12 protein-coding genes and 1 riboswitch are annotated in these 18,660 nt (G+C 42.7%); of the genes, 5 read left to right on the top strand and 7 right to left on the bottom strand.

Annotated features, from left to right (window positions below):
• Positions 1–331: 331 nt before the first annotated feature.
• The gene (dpp5, locus tag ACYQ3L_RS14780) at positions 332–2,428 is read right to left on the bottom strand and encodes a dipeptidyl-peptidase Dpp5 (RefSeq protein WP_380001679.1); all 2,097 of its coding nucleotides are present in this window, start codon (positions 2,426–2,428) and stop codon (positions 332–334) included.
• A gap of 669 nt (positions 2,429–3,097) precedes the next feature.
• Positions 3,098–3,404: riboswitch (cobalamin riboswitch) on the top strand.
• 114 nt (positions 3,405–3,518) lie between these two features.
• On the opposite strand from dpp5, the gene ACYQ3L_RS14775 reads away from it, so the two are divergent.
• From ACYQ3L_RS14775 to cbiD, 5 genes are read left to right on the top strand one after another with little or no spacing between them, the layout of a single operon-like run.
• The gene (locus tag ACYQ3L_RS14775) at positions 3,519–4,226 is read left to right on the top strand and encodes a precorrin-2 C(20)-methyltransferase (RefSeq protein WP_380001681.1); all 708 of its coding nucleotides are present in this window, start codon (positions 3,519–3,521) and stop codon (positions 4,224–4,226) included.
• 6 nt (positions 4,227–4,232) lie between these two features.
• Positions 4,233–5,363, top strand: coding sequence for an ABC transporter substrate-binding protein (locus ACYQ3L_RS14770; RefSeq protein ID WP_380001683.1), 1,131 nt, complete (start codon positions 4,233–4,235; stop codon positions 5,361–5,363).
• The gene (locus ACYQ3L_RS14765) at positions 5,363–6,397 is read left to right on the top strand and encodes an iron chelate uptake ABC transporter family permease subunit (protein WP_380001685.1); all 1,035 of its coding nucleotides are present in this window, start codon (positions 5,363–5,365) and stop codon (positions 6,395–6,397) included. Before ACYQ3L_RS14770 ends, ACYQ3L_RS14765 begins: the two co-directional genes overlap by 1 nt.
• 4 nt (positions 6,398–6,401) lie before the next feature.
• A complete protein-coding gene (locus ACYQ3L_RS14760) occupies positions 6,402–7,400 on the top strand; it encodes an ABC transporter ATP-binding protein (protein WP_380001687.1) in 999 nt (332 codons plus the stop codon).
• On the top strand, positions 7,397–9,220 hold the full coding sequence (cbiD, locus tag ACYQ3L_RS14755) for a cobalt-precorrin-5B (C(1))-methyltransferase CbiD (protein ID WP_380001689.1): 1,824 nt from the start codon (positions 7,397–7,399) through the stop codon (positions 9,218–9,220). Before ACYQ3L_RS14760 ends, cbiD begins: the two co-directional genes overlap by 4 nt.
• Here the strand turns inward: cbiD and cobM are convergent.
• The 6 genes from cobM to ACYQ3L_RS14725 all read right to left on the bottom strand — a co-directional run bounded on the left by cobM (position 9,210) and on the right by ACYQ3L_RS14725 (position 18,656).
• On the bottom strand, positions 9,210–11,027 hold the full coding sequence (cobM, locus tag ACYQ3L_RS14750; protein ID WP_380001691.1) for a precorrin-4 C(11)-methyltransferase: 1,818 nt from the start codon (positions 11,025–11,027) through the stop codon (positions 9,210–9,212). The two genes, cbiD and cobM, sit on opposite strands and share 11 nt — an antisense overlap.
• A 146-nt stretch (positions 11,028–11,173) precedes the next feature.
• Positions 11,174–12,361, bottom strand: coding sequence for a precorrin-6y C5,15-methyltransferase (decarboxylating) subunit CbiE (gene cbiE, locus ACYQ3L_RS14745; RefSeq protein WP_380001693.1), 1,188 nt, complete (start codon positions 12,359–12,361; stop codon positions 11,174–11,176).
• A gap of 75 nt (positions 12,362–12,436) precedes the next feature.
• Positions 12,437–13,846 carry a precorrin-3B C(17)-methyltransferase gene (cobJ, locus tag ACYQ3L_RS14740; protein ID WP_296938455.1) on the bottom strand — a complete coding sequence of 470 codons (1,410 nt, stop codon included), beginning with the start codon at positions 13,844–13,846 and terminating at the stop codon, positions 12,437–12,439.
• Complete coding sequence (locus ACYQ3L_RS14735; RefSeq protein ID WP_380001695.1) at positions 13,837–15,339, bottom strand: PepSY domain-containing protein; 1,503 nt, start codon at positions 15,337–15,339, stop codon at positions 13,837–13,839. The genes cobJ and ACYQ3L_RS14735 overlap by 10 nt, the downstream gene beginning before the upstream one ends.
• A 3-nt stretch (positions 15,340–15,342) precedes the next feature.
• Positions 15,343–17,712 (bottom strand): TonB-dependent receptor, encoded by a 2,370-nt coding sequence (locus tag ACYQ3L_RS14730; RefSeq protein ID WP_380001697.1) that lies wholly within the window; start codon positions 17,710–17,712, stop codon positions 15,343–15,345.
• A gap of 17 nt (positions 17,713–17,729) precedes the next feature.
• Positions 17,730–18,656, bottom strand: a complete 927-nt coding sequence (locus tag ACYQ3L_RS14725; protein ID WP_380001699.1) for a sirohydrochlorin cobaltochelatase — start codon at positions 18,654–18,656, stop codon at positions 17,730–17,732.
• Between the last annotated feature and the right edge of the window lie 4 nt (positions 18,657–18,660).

Genomic DNA, 18,660 nt, shown 5'->3' with positions numbered 1-18,660 from the left:
GGAAGTATGGTATCCATTTTATTCGGATTTTCGATAAAAGATATCCTTATTGGCTCGAAAACCGGCCAATCACACTCTGATTACATCCATTTTTTGTCTCTATCCTTAGTGTAAGTTTATCCTGCAAATTTAGCAAAACAAGAGATATAACATATAAATAATAAGATATATTATAAAAATAATATAGATTTTATTTAATACAGAAACCAAATAAAGAGAATTTATACATCTATATCCTTTATATTATACCCGGAGACTGAAGCTATTCAAAACAAAAGCTTATCAGACAAGTCATCTGATAAGCTTCTTTATATAATAGCCCTCAATATTTTTACTTCAGATAAGTATCGAACCAGCGGAAAAACTCCCGTTGGAATAGTATCCCGTTTTGAGGCTGGGCAATCCAATGGTTTTCATTCGGATAAATAAGCATACGTGCCGGAATCCCCCTCAGCTTAGCGGCATTGAATGCCATCATGCCCTGCGAGGCGAGGATGCGGTAATCCAGTTCTCCATGCGAAATCATTATCGGAGTATCCCATTTCTCCACAAATTTGTGAGGAGAGTTAGCATACGAACGCTGTGCGATAGAATTACTCCTGTCCCAGAAAGAGCCGCCCAGATCCCAGTTGGCGAACCACATCTCTTCTGTTTCGAGGTATTGCGCCTCTACATTGAAGATACCGGCATGAGCAAGAAATGCTTTGAAGCGCTTGTTGTGGTTTCCGGCCAACCAATAAACGGAAAATCCGCCATAACTTGCGCCTGTACAACCAAGTTTATCCGCATTTACAAAAGGCTCCTTAGCCATAGCATCTATAGCCGAAAGATAATCTTTCATATTCTGTCCGCCGTAATCTTTGCTGATCTGTTCCAGCCATTCCTGACCAAAACCCGGAAGACCTCTGCGATTAGGGGCAACGACAATATACCCGTTTGCAGCCATCATCTGCAAATTCCAACGGTACGACCAAAACTGGCTCACAGTACTTTGAGGACCACCCTGGCAGTATAAAAGAGCCGGATATTTTTTATTTGGGTCGAAGTTTGGCGGATAGACGATCCATGTCAGCATTTTCTTCCCGTCAGTAGTAGCAATCCAACGCTCTTCCACTTTACCCATTTTTAACTGCCCGAGTATTTCTTTATTTTCAAAGCTCAATTCGGTGGCTTCCCCGTTAGTTGTATTTACAGAATATATTTCATTTGGCGCCGATAACGAATGGCGTATTGCGATAAGTTTATCTCCGGCTATGCCGAATGATTCATAATCGTAATCACCCTTTGTTATCTGATTTATTTCCTTGGTATGCACAAAGGCCTTGAACAGATGCGTCTTAGCCTCTACACATGAAACGAAATAAATACTCTCATTATCGTTCCAGGCCAGATAATCGGTGTTATAATCAAACTTTTCGGTTACATAAATTTTATCGTTAGTGGTCAGATTCATTACAAACATCCGGTTTTTGTCCGATTCGTATCCGTCACGCTCCATACTTTGCCATGCAATATATTTGCCATCAGGAGAGAAAACAGGATTGATGTCATATCCCATCATACCTTCTGTAAGATTTTTCGTCTCTTTTGTATCTATATTATACAGGTATATATCGGAGTTGGTAGACAAGGCATATTCCATCCCTTTTTTCTTCCGGCAGGTGTATGCAATGGATTTACCGTCGGGACTCCAGGCGAGTTGCTCTATTCCGCCGAACGGGAGCATAGGGCATTCGTAAGGTTCATCGCCTAAAATATCTATACCGTCTGTCATTTTTGTACCGTCATAACCGGCTATGAAGCTGTGGGGGATTTCCTCCACCCATTCCGACCAGTGTTTATACATCAAATCATCTATGATGCGGCCCGATGCTTTAGGCAGATCGGGGTATTTATCGGCAGTACGTTCTCCGTACTTTATATTTTTAATGTACAGGATTTTCTTCTCATCAGGCGAATAAGAAAATCCGTTGACACCGCCTTCTATGTCGCTTATCTGCACTCGTTCACTGCCATCAGGATTCATTTCCCAAATTTGCGAAGAGCCGCTTTCGCTACTTAGGAATGCGATCTTGGCACCACCTTTCACCCATACAGCATTGTTTTCGCTTTTGGCAGTTTGGGTTATCTGCTTTTTGTCCGAGCCATCAATATTCATGGTGAATAACTCCCGGTTGGTCTTATTCTGCTCGATGCTCACATAAGTGACTCCATAGAGTACTTTTGATTTATCAGGCGAAACTTGTACGTCGGATACGCGTCCGAAGCTGTAAAGGACTTCGGGGGTCATGATACCGTTTTCTACTTTTACGGTGGCTTTGCCGATCAGGGGGGCATCTTTCTCCGTGTCTTCTATTTTTGCGGAAAATTTACCGCCACACGAAACGACTGATGCGCCGAGTAATAATGCCATAATTGATTTATTCATATAGTTAAATTATATTTTATAGGTTCAAAGATATTTGTTTTTTGCAATACATACAACAAATGTGTCGACGCTCCAATTCAATTAGCAAATCTTTTTTTCGTTATCCCTAACCACACACAAGGTGCATCAACCAGCAACTTATTTTCTAAAAAACTTGACAAACCTGACACATTTTACATTTTTTCCCTGTACCCTTTACGTAAATCTTTGCGCCCTCCGCAGTAAAAAGTTGATTACACTCAAAAAGCGCAGATATACCCTGATTTATTACAACAAACAGTGAACAACCCGTATTTTGTCCTTTGGTAACTATCTTCCAAAAATCTGACAAACTTTACATATTTTCATATAGATATAAAACTTTACAAACCTGACAACTTTTCAGTTAACAGTTAGCAGTCATCAGTTAACAACTCGTATCTTGTATCTTGTTTACTCGTAACTTGTAACTGCCCTAGGGCGAAGTAACTTGTAACTGTTAAAAAGTTACAAAAGTTACACTTTTATCAATTATTTTCTCTCCTCAAAGCCAAGGTTTCTCTCCTCAAAGCTAAGGTGGGGGATTGAGGGGGCTGATTCATTCTTTCAAAGAGCTATGAGCTAGAAGCTAAATATATAGATAAAGTTATTTCACATACATTATATAAATCATTATAAATTTAATTCCATATCTTTGCACTAAGTTCTGGTGTTACAAATCCGCGTGCCGGACGAGTAATTAAAAGGGAATCAGGTGCAAATCCTGAACAGACCCGCTGCTGTAAGCTCTATTCAGTTAACAGTTAACAGTCATCAGTTAACAATGTTTCTGAAAAAAGTTTTTGAACAATACTCAAACCACTGATTGACAGTCATCAGTCATCAGCTATCAGTTAATAATTTTTGTTAACTGTTTACTGCTAACTGTTTACTGAAAATGGGAAGGCCGTTCAAAAATGGAGTAAGTCAGAAAACCTGCCGGAACATTATTAGTTGAAAGCTCGAGGTTTAGGCTTAAATACTATTTACAGACAACACACATACCTGTTCGTCTATTTTAGTCCTATACTAAAGGCATCTGATTCTAACTCTTATAAAATGAATCTTAAAGATGTTTGATCCTGTTACGTTCGTATCCCTCGGTCCCGGAGACCCGGAACTGATAACCTTGAAAGGTTTGAAAACACTGCAAGAAGCAGATTTGATATTTTGTCCGTCAACCGCCCTTCCCGGAGGAAAAAGCTCCTCACGGGCAAAAGATGTCCTATTGCAATTGAGCATCGGCGAATCAAAGCTGAACACATTCAATGTACCTATGAACAAAGACCGTTCTCTGGCCATTGAGAGCTACAAGGCTGTGGCGGAAGAAATATCGGACAGGTATAAATCCGGACATAAAATAGCTGTTACAGCCGAAGGTGATGCCGGATTCTACTCTACCATCTATTACATAAGCGAATATCTTACACAGGAGAATATACCGGTCAGCCGCATCGCGGGCGTACCTGCGTTTATAGCCTGTGGCACTCTGGCCAACATTCATATTGTGAAACAAGAGGAAGAACTCGAAGTTATTCCGGGTATCATAACATCAGCAGATGGTCTGGAAGAAAAGATCAAAACCGGCAAAACCGTTGTACTGATGAAAGCTTCCCAGTGCGAACAAGTAATAAAGGAAGCATTAGAAAATATTCAGGACATCACTTTCCACTATTTTGAAAATGCAGGAATCTCCGGCAAAGAAGTCTATACTCAGAACAGGGAAGAAATACTCAATCGTAAATTCCCTTACTTTTCACTAATAATAATCCGCAAATAAACAAATATGAAATTCCTTGCCCGTTCAATAATCCTGCTTGCTTTTGGCTGCTTCATAGCATGTAACCCGAATAAGAAAGACAGCAACAATATTTCCAGCATGCATGATACATTAAATATCAAATATGCAAAAGGCTTTACCGTATCCGAACATGGAAATTACAAACTGGTGGATATACATGATCCTTCCGGCGAAAGCGATACCAAGTATCAATATGCTTTATTGAAAAGAGGGGAAGATAAAACGGGCATACCTGCCGGATACCAGATTATAGAAGTCCCCGTAAAAAGCGTGGTGTGTATGACCACCCTGCAAATTTCCAATTTTATCAAATTAGACGCTGTAGACAAAATAGCGGGGATAACCAGTACCCGTTTCCTGTTTAATCCTCAGCTAAATGAACAATTGAAAACCGGGAAAACAAGCAAAATCGGTATCGAAGGGGAGTTTGACAACGAAGTGGTTATGGCTATCGATCCCGACATTATCCTTGTTTCGCCCTTCAAGCGCGGAGGTTATGATGCTATCCGCAATCTGGATATTCCTCTGATCAGCTTTTTAGGATATAAAGAATCGTCTCCTCTGGGACAGGCCGAATGGATAAAATTTACAGGGCTTTTATTGGGAATGGAAGAACAGGCAGGTAAACAATTCGATGAAATAGAAAAAAAATATAATAAACTGAAATCATTGGCCGGACCAGTGGCGCATAAGCCGGCAGTGCTTAGCGGGGAACTGCATTCGGGCAATTGGTATGTCGTAGGAGGGAACAGCTATCTGGCGCAACTCTTCCGCGATGCGGGAGCATCCTATTTTATGAAAAACGATGACGAATCGGGCGGATTTTATGTGGATTTCGAAACTGTATATTCTCAGGGCGCGAATGCCGAATACTGGCGTATGGTAAACAGCCACAACGGAACGTTCGGCTATGAAGCGCTGAAACAAAGCGACGCACGTTACACAGATTTCAAAGCATACAAAGATAAAAAACTTATCTATTGCAATCTCAGGGAAAAACCCTTCTATGAAAATACGCCTGTAGAGCCGGAAGTCGTACTGGCCGACCTGATAAAGATATTCCACCCCGAGCTGTTACCGGAACACACACCTGTATATTATGAACTATTGAAATAATGAAACATCATATAGTTTTACTCGCACTTATTTTTGCATCTATCCTGCTGTTTTTCATACTCAATCTTGTATTGGGAACTATCTCCATACCCGTAGGCTCTATCTGGAACATATTATCCGGAACAGGAGATGAACCGCTGATATGGCAGAATATAATCTGGAAATCCCGTTTTCCCCAGACACTGACAGCCTTGGTTGCGGGAGCAGGTTTATCTATAAGCGGGTTGCAGATGCAGACCGTATTCCGTAATCCCCTGGCCGGTCCCTCCGAACTGGGTATCAGTTCGGGCGCAAGCCTCGGTGTAGCTTTCATTATCCTTCTGTCGGGAAGCATTGCAGGAACGGCGTTGAGTACTTTAGGCTTTTTCGGGGAAGTGGCTGTATCTGTGGCGGCTATTGCCGGGGCAATGACTGTGATGGCAATCATAATAGCCATTTCGCAACGGGTAAGGGGAAATGTCATACTCCTTATTATCGGAGTCATGATAGGCTATATAGCGACCGCCATTATCGGCGTCCTTAAATTTTTCAGCAACGATGAAGATGTCAGGGCATATGTAATATGGGGACTGGGCAGTTTCGCGAAAGTATCGGGTAATCAGGTCTATACTTTCGTCTTTATAATGGCCGTACTTATCCCGCTTTCATTCCTGCTTATCAAGACCCTGAACCTTATGCTGCTCGGCGATGGCTATGCCCGTAATTTAGGGCTGAATATAAAACGTGCCCGCCTGTACGTGATTTGCTGTTCGTGCGTTATCACGGCTATTATCACAGCTTATTGCGGACCTATCGTCTTTCTGGGACTGGCCGTACCTCATCTGTGCCGTACAATATTTGTCTCATCCGACCACCGGATACTGATGCCTGCCGTCACACTCACAGGGGCATCCCTTGCCCTGCTGTGCAACCTTATAGCACGCATGCCGGGATTTGAAGGGGCATTACCTATCAACTCGGTGACGGCACTCATAGGTGCGCCGATAGTTATATCGGTATTATTCGGAAAACGTAAGAATGAGATAACGGAATAGGAAGATGAAACAAAAGACAATCGATATACAGCATCTTTCGATAGGATATTCTTCAAAAAAGAATATCATCACTGTCGCCGAAAGTATAACTTCATCCATTTTCAGCGGGGAACTTACCTGCTTGCTCGGAGCCAACGGGATAGGCAAGTCTACCTTGCTGCGGACACTTTCGGCTTTCCAGCCCAAATTGTCGGGCAGTATCTATATACGCGGAAAGGAAATAAAAGAATATAGCGAAAAGGAATTTGCTACCCTCGCCAGTGTAGTCCTGACCGAAAAATTTGATATAAAAAACATGAGCGCCCGCGAACTTATCGGCTTGGGACGCAGCCCATATACAGGATTCTGGGGAAAACTGAATAAAGAAGATAAAGAGATCGTAGATAAGGCCATCGCGATGGTGAAAATAGAAAATCTGGCGCACAGGATGGTTCATACACTAAGTGACGGGGAACGGCAGAAAGTGATGATCGCGAAAGCGCTGGCGCAGGAAACACCGATAATCCTTCTGGATGAGCCTACTGCTTTTCTCGATTTCCCGAGCAAAGTAGAAATCATGCAATTGCTGCACCAACTATCCCGCAAGACGAATAAAACTATTTTTCTTTCCACTCACGATTTGGAACTGGCGCTCCAGATAGCTGATAAAATATGGCTGATGGACAAGCAGAGCGGAATAAAGATAGGGACACCCGAAGATCTGTCCCTGGATGGCAGCCTGAGTAGTTTCTTTGCCAGAAAAGGGATTATTTTCGACCAGGACACCGGACTGTTTAGAATAGAAAATGAATCCGACAGACAGATAAAACTACTTGGGCACGGACAAAAATATACAATGGTCAGAAAAGCGCTGCAACGGAATGGAATACTGGCTTCGCGGCAGTTTAACACCGATTCTTACATTGATATTACAGATAACGGGATAAAAATTTGTATGCCGGAGCAACCGGACTTATTAATTTCCAGCATTGAAGAATTACTGGACAATATACATCGGCTATGATACTTATATTCGGAGGAACAACAGAAGGACGCAAAGCCCTATCGGTGTGCGATGGAGCGGCCAAACCATATTATTATTCCACGAAAGGCGATTTGCAGAAAGTGGAGAGTGTGTATGCTATTCTTCTCTCCGGAGGCCTCGATGAAGAGTCTATGATTACATGCTGTAAGGAGAATAACATTAAGCTTATTATAGACGCAGCGCATCCCTTTGCCGGGAACCTGCACGGGAATATAGCTTCCGCGTCCGCAAAATTGGAAATACCCGTAGTCAGGTATGAACGCAGTTATCCGGAACATACGGACGATTTGCTCTGGTTCGATTCTTACAACGATGCAATCCATTATCTCGAAAATAATAAGATAGATAACCTGCTTGCGCTGACAGGAGTAAATACGATAGCAAAACTTAAACCGTACTGGAAACGGCACAACTGCTGGTTCAGAATTCTGGACAGGGAAGAATCCCGCACTATTGCACAGGCAAACAATTTTCCATATGACAAAATATTATATTACAGACAGGGAGAGGATGAAACTCCCTTATTCGAAAGAATAAAGCCACAGGCGATTATAACAAAAGAAAGTGGCGACTCCGGTGGATTTAACGAAAAAGCAGATGCCGCCCGCAAACTGAATATACCCTTTTTAGTCCTCAAACGGCCCCCTCTATCCCCTTCTTTCATTTCCGTTTATGGCGAAAACGGACTACGCAAAGAAATTGAAAAATATGCACCCGGGTTCTTCGATTTAAGGACAGGATATACTACAGGAACATGTGCCACTGCTGCTGCTAAAGCGGCACTCACAACCCTGCTCACCAATGAGATACAGGAAGAAATCGGCCTGACACTGCCAAACGGCGAATGGATACGCATTCCTGTTGCTACCACACGGTTTTCAGAAAATACAGTCAGTTGTTCAGTCATAAAAGACTCCGGAGATGACCCGGACATTACCAACGGATGCGAAATAGTATCTACGGTACAACTCTGCGATACTCATAAAGGCGTCCGTTTTTTACAGGGAAAAGGCGTGGGTACAGTAACACTTCCCGGACTGGATATAGAAATTGGTGAACCGGCCATCAACAAGACGCCCCGTATGATGATAAAGCGGGAAATCTTCAAAGTCTTGCGCCATAATCAGGACAAATTACCGGACGGGAATTTAAAGACAGGTGTAGATGTCACTATTTCCGTTACCAACGGAGAAGAAATTGCACTAAAAACATTCAATCCCAAACTGGGTATTACAGGCGGAATATCTATTATCGGCACTTCGGGAATAGTGAAACCCTTTTCTTCGGAAGCATTCATCAACTCCATCCGCCGCGAAATGCAGGTAGCCAAAGCCCTGGGATGCGAGCGGGTAGTGATTAACTCGGGAGCAAAGAGCGAACGTTTCGTGAAACAAAGATATCCTGATCTGCCTGCACAGGCATTTATCCATTACGGGAATTTCATCGGCGAAACGATAAAGATAGCGTCTGACCTTGGTTTCAAAAGCCTGACGCTGGGTATTATGCTCGGGAAGGCCGTGAAACTTGCCGAAGGCTCACTGGATACACACAGTAAAAAAACGGTGATGAACAAAGAGTTCCTTACCGGATTGGCTTACGAAAGTAATTGCTCCGAAAGAACAATTGCAGCGATACAGGAAATGACTCTAGCCCGGCAGTTATGGGATATTATTATTACCCAAGAGGAAGTTTTTTTTACACTTCTTATCAAACAATGTTATGATACATGCGTTCCGCTTTTGCCAAACGGAAAGCTGATAATTATGCTCATAGACGAAGATGGGAATATTATCCTCTGAACAGATGTTTGAACTGGTGAGAATATAATTTCGACAATCCTTCCCTGTTTCCGATCGCGTCACCTACTACAATCATGGTAGTCAGTGTCAGGTTATTTTCTTTGACAATCTTAACCAAATCCTTTAGTTGCCCACGGTATATTTTTTCATCTTTCCATGTGAGCTTATAACAGGCTGCTACCGGGGTTTCGGGCGGGTAATGTTCCATCAGTTCCTTTTGTACCTGCTCCACGACAGTTGCACTCAGGAAGATACACATCGTGCTTTGTGAGCGCGCCAGTAAATGAAGCTTTTCTTTTTCGGGCATCGGAGTCCTCCCCTCCCCTCTTGTCAGTATGATAGTCTGCACCTTTTCGGGTATCGTAAACTGTGATTCCAAAGCAGCTGCAGCAGCCAGAAATGACGATATGCCCGGAGTGATATGATAAGACATATTATATTTATCGAAAAAAGCCATCTGCTCCTGAATAGCCCCGTAAATACACGGGTCACCCGTGTGCAAACGTACTACCAGTTTGCCCTTGTCGTAAAACTCTTTCATCAAATCAAATTGCTCTTCCAGATCCATCGAAGCGGAACTACGCACAACCGCTCCTTGTTTTGCACAATAAGTAAGCTCCACCGGAACAAGGCTTCCTGCATATAAAATCAGATCGGCAGCTTCCAGAAAATAACGGCCTTTCACCGAAATCAAATCCGGGTCGCCCGGCCCCGCGCCTACTATCTCGATATGTCCTTGCCGGACTGCCATACGTCCGACGGCAATAGCAAAAGTAAAATCATTGCCCTGACTCAATACTCCTTTCTGTTTTTCCAATATAAGAGGTCCTCCGTCAGAACTTTTAATGGCTGTGGACTCGGAAACTCCGGCAACTGTTGTTACTTCTTTCACCTTATCCGATGGATTAGGTACTTCAATGTCTTTCAGTTCCTCCGCGTTATATATATGTACCGGAATATCTCCGAGATACGATTGTAACTCACGAAGCAGAGGCTCATCCTTTTTAATATCTATAGTCGAAATACTGCTTATGGAAGCAATAGCAATATGCTTTTGCAACAGAGTACCGGCAATATATCCGTTTATACCCTCAGGATTACAGTCTTTGCGGCATCCGATACCCAGATGCAATACTTTCGGATGATAGCTGATAACAGGTATGCCCGCATCAGGATAAAGGTATGGAGAAACTGTTATCAACATCTCATATTCCTGTAAATCAATGTCTTCATACTTGTAATATATCTTCACATGCCCGGCAACTGTACGCTCCATAAATTCAGTTCCTTCGTCCACAATATCGAGCAATAGCGCGGTGGGCTTTCTGTTTACATAAGCCGTAAGCGGTTCATTGAAATTATCTGCGTTGGAAGTCGTTACCCAATTATATTTTTCACCGATTGTATCCAGCGCCCAAAGGTTAGTATTATCGCTTTGGGTAGTGATAACCGCTTCCGCGCCTGTAATATTGGCGATCCTCTTTGTCAGTTCGTTAGCACCTCCCACATGTCCCGAAAGCACGGACACCGCATAGCGCCCGGTACTGTCCACATTTACAATGGCAGGGTCGGTATGCTTGTCTTTGATATAAGGGGCGATGCTACGGACGCAAATACCCATAGCCCCTATAAATATGATTGCCTCCGATTGGCCGAATAAGTCTTTTACACAGTCGTTTATAGAAGAAATCCGATCCGTTCCTTTTAAGCCGGCTTTTGTGTATATATTAGTTTCACCTAATTCTTTCCTGATGGTTTCAGCTAAAGGAAGGCTAGTTTCAGATGTTAGTATTATAGCGTATTTCATATGTTTTCAGTTACGAGTTACTTCGCCCTATGGGCAGTTACAAGTTACAAGATGCTTGCGCAATTATTAATTTCATTCTTAATTTTTAATTTCATATACCCTCTCTGTAAGTCCCCCTTGGGGAAACAACGTTCGGCGGAGCCAATTTAGGGAGCTTGTGCTTTCATCACTTCAATAGCATTAAAATCATCCACAGCAACAGTGATGCTTTCCTTTATTACCAAATCATTATCCTTTGCCGCTGCCAGAAACATTTCTTTGCTTTCGGCTGATACAGAATTGAATACTATTGTTCCTCCCGGGACTAATACCGAAAATACTTTCGACATTATATCCTTCATGCGTCCGCCATGCCCGCCGATAAAAACAGCATCGGGACGGGGAAAGTCAGAAATATCCGTTTCCACAAAATCACCTATGATGGTATTTATGCCCGGCGTACCGAATTTCCGGGAGTTATTTTCCATAAGTTCTTGTCCTTCTTCCCGTTTTTCGAAAGAGAAAACCCCTAAATGAGGAAACTGCATCTTTGCTTCAATAGATACCGAACCTGTACAGAAACCGATATCCCAGAATACCGACTTGTTTCTCAAATCCAGTAAACTTAAAGAAAGCAGGCGCACCGGCATTTTTGTTATCATCTTAGCCCTGCCATTCAGCAAATCGAACTCGCTTTCAGGGATGCCGAAAGGACGTGGACGTTCATATGTCTTTTGCAAAATAAGATTATTGGGAAACGAGAATGTTTTTCCCGTAACATCGGATAATTCCAATGCAGTTACATTCTCCTTTTCTTTATTCCCCAACAATTCACCTATATACATCTTGTAATTATCATACCCATAATACAGCATTCGTTCGGCGATAGCCGCAGGTGTATGTTCCTTATTGTCGGTAAGCACCCCTATCTTATTATATCCGCAGATTAACGCCTCATCGAAACGAAGCCACGGGCGTCCGGTAAGCGAAACGATATGCATATCGTGATATGGCATCAACAGGCGGTGAGCCAGTAATTGCAAGGAATTGAAGTATGGATACAACAGTATTTCAGCCTCCGGTAACTCCCGCCGAATGGTGTTGGCAAAACCATAAAAAAGAGGATCTCCCGAAGCAAACACCACGATTTCATCATAAGTCCGGTATTGCCCGAAAATCTTGTTCAGGGGAACAGTTATCTCTATCCACGAATAATCTTCCGGAAGGAAAGGCCTCACTATTTCGTGATGGCGTATTCCACCCGAAAAAACAGTATGCGAGTTAATCACATCTGTTATTTCAGGAGAGAAATGTTGAGACTGGTTATCGTCAATACCTATAACATAGAATTTCATTCGTCATATTTTCTAATTAATGTATTATCTATTACCCTATTTGCAAGTCCCCCTCCGGAGGATTAGGGGATCTAGTTAAACATCCCTGCCCGGTTTCAATTGCTCCGCATCATCGAAGGTAAGAATGGAATTAACCAGTGTCGCCGCCAGATTACTTCCACCTTTACGTCCTTCAACGATCAGTTTAGGCACATCTTTAAAGGGTTTGGTCATATGCTTGGATTCCCTGACATTTACGAAGCCGACCGGAGCAGCGATAATACCTGCCGGATGCGTTTTCTTCTTGCGTATGAGTTCGCACAATTCCATCAATGCCGTAGGGGCATTACCAAACACATACAAGGCATCGGGATGTTCTTCCGCCGCCAGACGGATACCTGCCTGAGTGCGGGTAATCTCCTTATCTTTTGCCAGTTGCGCAACACGCTCATCATGCAGATAACATTTCACCTCAACGCCAAGACGCTCCAATGCTCCTTTGCGGATGCCCGAGGCAACCATAGTCACATCCGTAACAATCGTTTTTACCTTTCCCGATATAAATTGATTATGGAGTTTCTCAACAGCCCCTTCATCCGTATATAGTATATTCTCCATATCGAAATCGGCAGTCGTATGTATCGCATGCAGCAAAGCCCATTTCTTATCCAAAGGAATATCCTTCTTTTTCAGTTCGCTTTCTATGGTTCTGAAACTGCGGATCATTATATCTTGCCCGATACCGACATCATCTGTTTTAGACTCCCGATAATATCCTCTCGGTGTTACAATGTTCTGATTGTCGAAAATATAAGACTGGGAATTCCCGATAATAATTATGGTAAACATATCTATTTCCTCGGGGTCGAGCTCTCCCAAAGTGGTTACGACCACCTCCTGTTCCTCCCGTCCCGCCTGACGTACATAGCCGACCGGGGTTTCGGGTGATCGTTCCTGGAGAAAAATTTCTATCAACCTGTATAGTTGCCAGTAACGGCCATTGCTCCTCGGATTATAAACTGCCGTTACAAAATCGGCGGAGGCCGCGGCTATAATGCGCTTTTCTATCCTGTCCCATGGTGTCATCAGATCAGATAAGGAAATAATACAGAAATCGTGTCCGACTGGTGCCCCTAATAATGCCGCCGCTTTCTGGAAAGCACTGATACCCGGCAAGACATCGACGGCTATATCGCTTTGCTTTTCCTTTTTCATTTCGTACACCAGAGGAGCCATTCCGTAAATTCCGGAATCGCCCGAACTGATAACACAAACGGTACGCCCTTCTTCGGCATGGCGGAAAGCTTCTTCTGCCCGTTCCCGTTCTTTCTTCATTCCCGTGTCGATACAAAGCGTCCCGGGACGGAGAATATCTTCTACAAACCGGAAATAATATTTATAACCTACAACTACGTCCGATATCTTCAGCGCATCCAGTACGGCAGGAGTAATATCCTCCTGCGAACCCGGGCCTATCCCCGCAACAATAATTCTTCCTACTGACATATATTCGTATTGTTTTTTTTCTTTGAACAAATATACTTTTTTAATCTCTTTATTTTCCTCTTTATATACCTGAATCCTAACCACACTCCCGTCAGGGAAACCAATGTTCCACCAATCATAGTTGTCCACATCACTATGTTCCAAAGGACAGGGCGTTCTGCCAGAAATTTAAATTTAAAACTATGTAAAGCCTGATAAGACCAGCGTCTTACTTTGGTATTATTATTAAAATAACGTGTATTCCCATTCTTCGGGTTAATGTAATATGTACTGTTGTCGGCATCTTCGACCTGTACTTTATATACAGGGAGAGGCAGGTGATCTGTCAATCCTACATAATAGTTGTCGTATTCGTCCATTAAGGATATAACCGCCGGTTCTTTATGAAGCAATGAGATACGGCTCTTAATAGCTGCTTCGTCCAGCTGCATGGCAAGCACAGATGTACCGGAAGCATCGATTGTATGCAAACGGTCATCTATTACAGCCTTGTATATTGGCTTTTGGCCGAAAGAACTCCATTCTATGGATTTTATCTGGCCGTGATATTTCTCATAAAGACGCCTGTAATCCAAGGTATAAGTATCGGACTCTATTTTTTGTTTTGAATACAGCCTTTTCTCAGCCGATGGATCATGTACTTTTACCATCCATCCGGGCACTTTGGCCAGAGACATCATGCCGCTGAAAACGAAGGTAAAAACAAATATACCGAACATGAAGCCCAATATATGATGCCATTTATATGCAAACTTCCGATAAGGGCTCTTCATCTTTTTCTTCCGGCGATATTCTTTTATATACGAACGGATGCCCAGTATCAGCCCGGCAATACACATAACGGAACCTATTCCCGAAAGCCATATGACAACATCCATCCATTGCTGCGAATTCTGACGGAGCGATGTAAAATATACCCAATGGGGTATCGCGCCCAGCCATGCCCAGAAGCGGCTGTCTTTGTCTGTAAACTGCAAGGCGTCTCCCGATACGGACGAAACATATAACTGCGACTTCCCTTCATCTCCGAAGTAGAATTTATAGATAGGAAAATCTTTTCGTAAGGGCCCGAAAGGAATCCATTGCTCCAATTCCCGCAAAGTATCTACCCTGACAATTTCCGCCTGACACCAACGTTGGGCATAGGCCTTTATCTCCGGATAATCCGGCGGGGTTTTCAATTCCATGTCCGGACTTGCGGGAATCCGGTAAATACTATCGGATGTTTTTACTTCAAAAAAAGAAGTTCCGGCATAGGATTTCAGCGAAAGTGCGGATATTTCCTCACCCTTCGGGATATTATTAGCCAGTACGGAATCAAGGGCCGGCATATCTCCCTGCAATGGATACATATGCTTGTTTTTATCCCGCTCGGTCGCTTTTGGAAATGTATGGTATATCATTACAAATCCGGACAGGAACCAAACGAGGAACAGGATACTGAGGAGTGTCCCCAGTATCCTGTGAATAGAATATAGTATATTTTTCAGCATATTCTACAGGCTGTATGCCAGAGTAAACAGGTAGTTGCGAGGCATGCTCGGCACCATCTGTGTACCCAATGACTGATTATAATATTTCTCATCAAATACATTATTGACATTCGCCCTTAGCTGTATTCCATTTTTCAGCTTATATGAAACACCCAGGTCGGTCAGCCAATATGCGGGATATACGACACCTTTGTCGACTGTCCTGTATACATTATCCGTGTATGAAACTGTCAGATTGAAACCCAGATTGCTGAACACCCCCTTAGATATCCGGTAGTTTCCCGCCGCAAAAAATGTATTTTTGGGGATTCCAGCCAAACGCATTCCTTTTTGCACCTCTTCTTCCATGTATTCATTCTTCTTTATATCACGGATTGCAGCATCGGTATAACCATAACCGAAAGACAGGGCTGTATTATCTACAGGGGTAAGGGTCAGTTCCAACTCAAGGCCTTTCGATTCCGATGATCCTACAACGCCTACTACACTTTTTGTTACTCCGTCTTCGACCACTCCTGTCTTCAACGTTTTCTTCTCATTGTTTTTGCGGATATAGAATGCGCTTGCTGTCGCCTGTAAGATGTTATTGAGAGAATATCGTACACCGATTTCCCCCTGATATCCCGTCTGAGGCTTGAATACCTGATCTCCGTCTTTGGGTTCGAACCTGTTACCTTCGGCATTGATATAGATAATGTTAGAACTTACTATATCCCGGTACGGCATAAAGAAATTGGCAAAAGATCCATATACAGAAAGATTTGTAGCAGGTAAATAAACCGCGCCAAGCCTGTATGTAAAAGCGGAAGTTGTAGTTTTGTCGAATTCAGGTTGATCTGAATATTTCCGTTCTTTAGATATTGGATTTATTGTGGCTGTGGCTGTTTTAAACAAAAAATGATCGAAACGGCCGGAAACCATCACTTTAAACTGATTCGAGAGTTCCAGTAAGTTCTGAAGATAAACACCATTTGTAATATTACGTGTCGCGGTTCCTGCACTAAAATGAGGGTCCATATATCCCATACTGTGAGGATTATAAACAGGGACTTTAGAGTTCAGGCCGGGCCCGTCAATTAAATCAGAAAGTTGATAAGTCTTGTTTGTTTGAGGATTTGTACCTCCATAACCACGATAAGTATTGCGATGAAAATAAACGAAATTGTATCCTCCCAAATAATTATATTTCATACCGTTGTCAAACTCAATTTTCCCCGATGCCTCAAGCTGTTCGTTTATCACATGCACTGTATAAGCAAAACGTAATGGATATGTGAGCTGTACCGTATCAAGTTGAATATAGACTGTAGAGTCACGTAATCCGTCTTTACTCTTTCTTATATAATGATGATCGTATATAGGCTTATCCTCTCCACTTTCACGATATGTCAAAGTTTCGGTACTGAAGTAGTCTATATTATCGTAATTATAGGCCAGTCTGTTTTCAATCTTCAATGATTCCGATACCTTATTACTATAGCGGACAGAGATATTCGAGCCGTTATTTATCATGAAATCAGATTCATTGTTGTACCTCCACCGCCTGTTCAGACCGGGAAGCATATCCCCTTTCGACAAATATTTACTACCATCAGCATTATAAATATCATTCGCCATAAACTGGGGCAGGCCAATCTCCGTTCCATACCAGTCACGGTTAAAACCGGCCCGTATATCCAGTTCCTGCTTAGCATCCAATTGTCCGCCCAAAGCGAAATAGCCGGAGAAACGTTTGTCGTTGGTATATCTGTAACCTTCGTTATCCGACCAGTTAACGACAGCCCTGTAATTGAACGGCCCGAAAAATTTTCCTCCAAAATCAATCATAGCCCTCTTATTATCCCATGACCCATAACTCATCAGGGCATTCAATGTATTCTTTGATGTCGGTGCTTTTCTGATTACGTTCAGAACACCACCGACTGTAGAATGGCCGTACAGAACAGAAGCCGGACCTTTGAGCAATTCGATAGACTCTACCGAAGACAAATCGGGTAAGGGAGCAGAATTAGTAATAGAAGTACGCTCGTCCCTCACTCCATCTATCATAATCGGTGTATAGTCGAATCCCCGAACTTCAAATTGCTGATATGCACCATAGGTAGTACGCATACGGGTGTTAGGCAAGAACTTTACAGCATCCTGCATATTCACGATACCTCTCATATCCAGGGTATTTGCCAATACTGTAGTTACAGAAAGCGGCAAATATTGGAGAGGTACGTTGAGTTTGCCTACTTCGTTCTTTTTCAGATTAGTACCCACAACTTCTACTTCCCGAATAGAGAAGATCGTGTCTGTCATAGTTTTATTTTGGGCAAATACATTGCCTATCATCATGGTACCGATGATTATATATAGATATTTTTTCATTTGTTTTTTGTCTTTTATTAATGCATTACTTCCCCCGTAACTTCATAGATGGCTTTTTTCTTCATTATCCCGATTTTACGGTGACCGGTTTTAAATTTGAGATGGGAAATATACAAGTCCTGTATCGCTGGATTTTCCCCCAAGCCTTTCAACTGTAGTTCCACAGTGAATCCTTCTTCTTCCAAATCATTCTTCCAGTCTTCGGCAATATCATTTTTTGCATGTTCACCAGCCACAAACATAAGAGGAGTCAGCACAACTTTCTTGAGCCCCGAAGCTTTCAGCTGCGCCAGCATGTCTTCGAAAGCGGGATACCCTTCTATCGTACCTACAAAATGATTTTTATGACCCTTGGCTTTCAGCATGTAATCAAGCATTGCATATTGAGCCGTAGTTGCATCGTATGTTCCGTGTCCTACCCAGACATAAGCTATCTTACCGTCAGTATCGTCTGTCAGTATTTCTGTCACCTTTTCATAATCCTCAGGGGTATAAAGCAAGGGATTACCTACGCGTATATCTTTAAATAAGGGTTCTATTTCGGCCACATTCTTGTCCAGTGACTCCATTTCCACTCCGTCGATAATCGTAGATGCCTGTATCAAAATATGAGTATATCCATCTGAATGTAATTGTTTCAAAGCCTCTAACGGATTCTGTTTGTTTATACCCCGTTCGCCTAAGCGTTTGATAATTATGCGCGAGGTATAAGCTTCACGCAGTTCCACTTCAGGAAATTCTTTCCTCACTTTATCATTCAGTGCATCTATGGTCAGTTCACGGGTATCGGCATGTGTAGTTCCAAAATGCACCATCAGAATAGCAGCCTTATCTCCCGGCTTCATCGTCTTGAAGAAATCGGAGTGTTCATAATTTCCGCCTCCGTGGGCAAGAACCGGTAATACTGCAATATATAATAGTATAGTTGCTAAAATATTTTTCATATAT

Source organism: Dysgonomonas termitidis (genome assembly GCF_054657735.1).
Note: the sequence above shows the minus strand (reverse complement) of the source record. Positions and strands in the feature narration are given on the sequence as shown.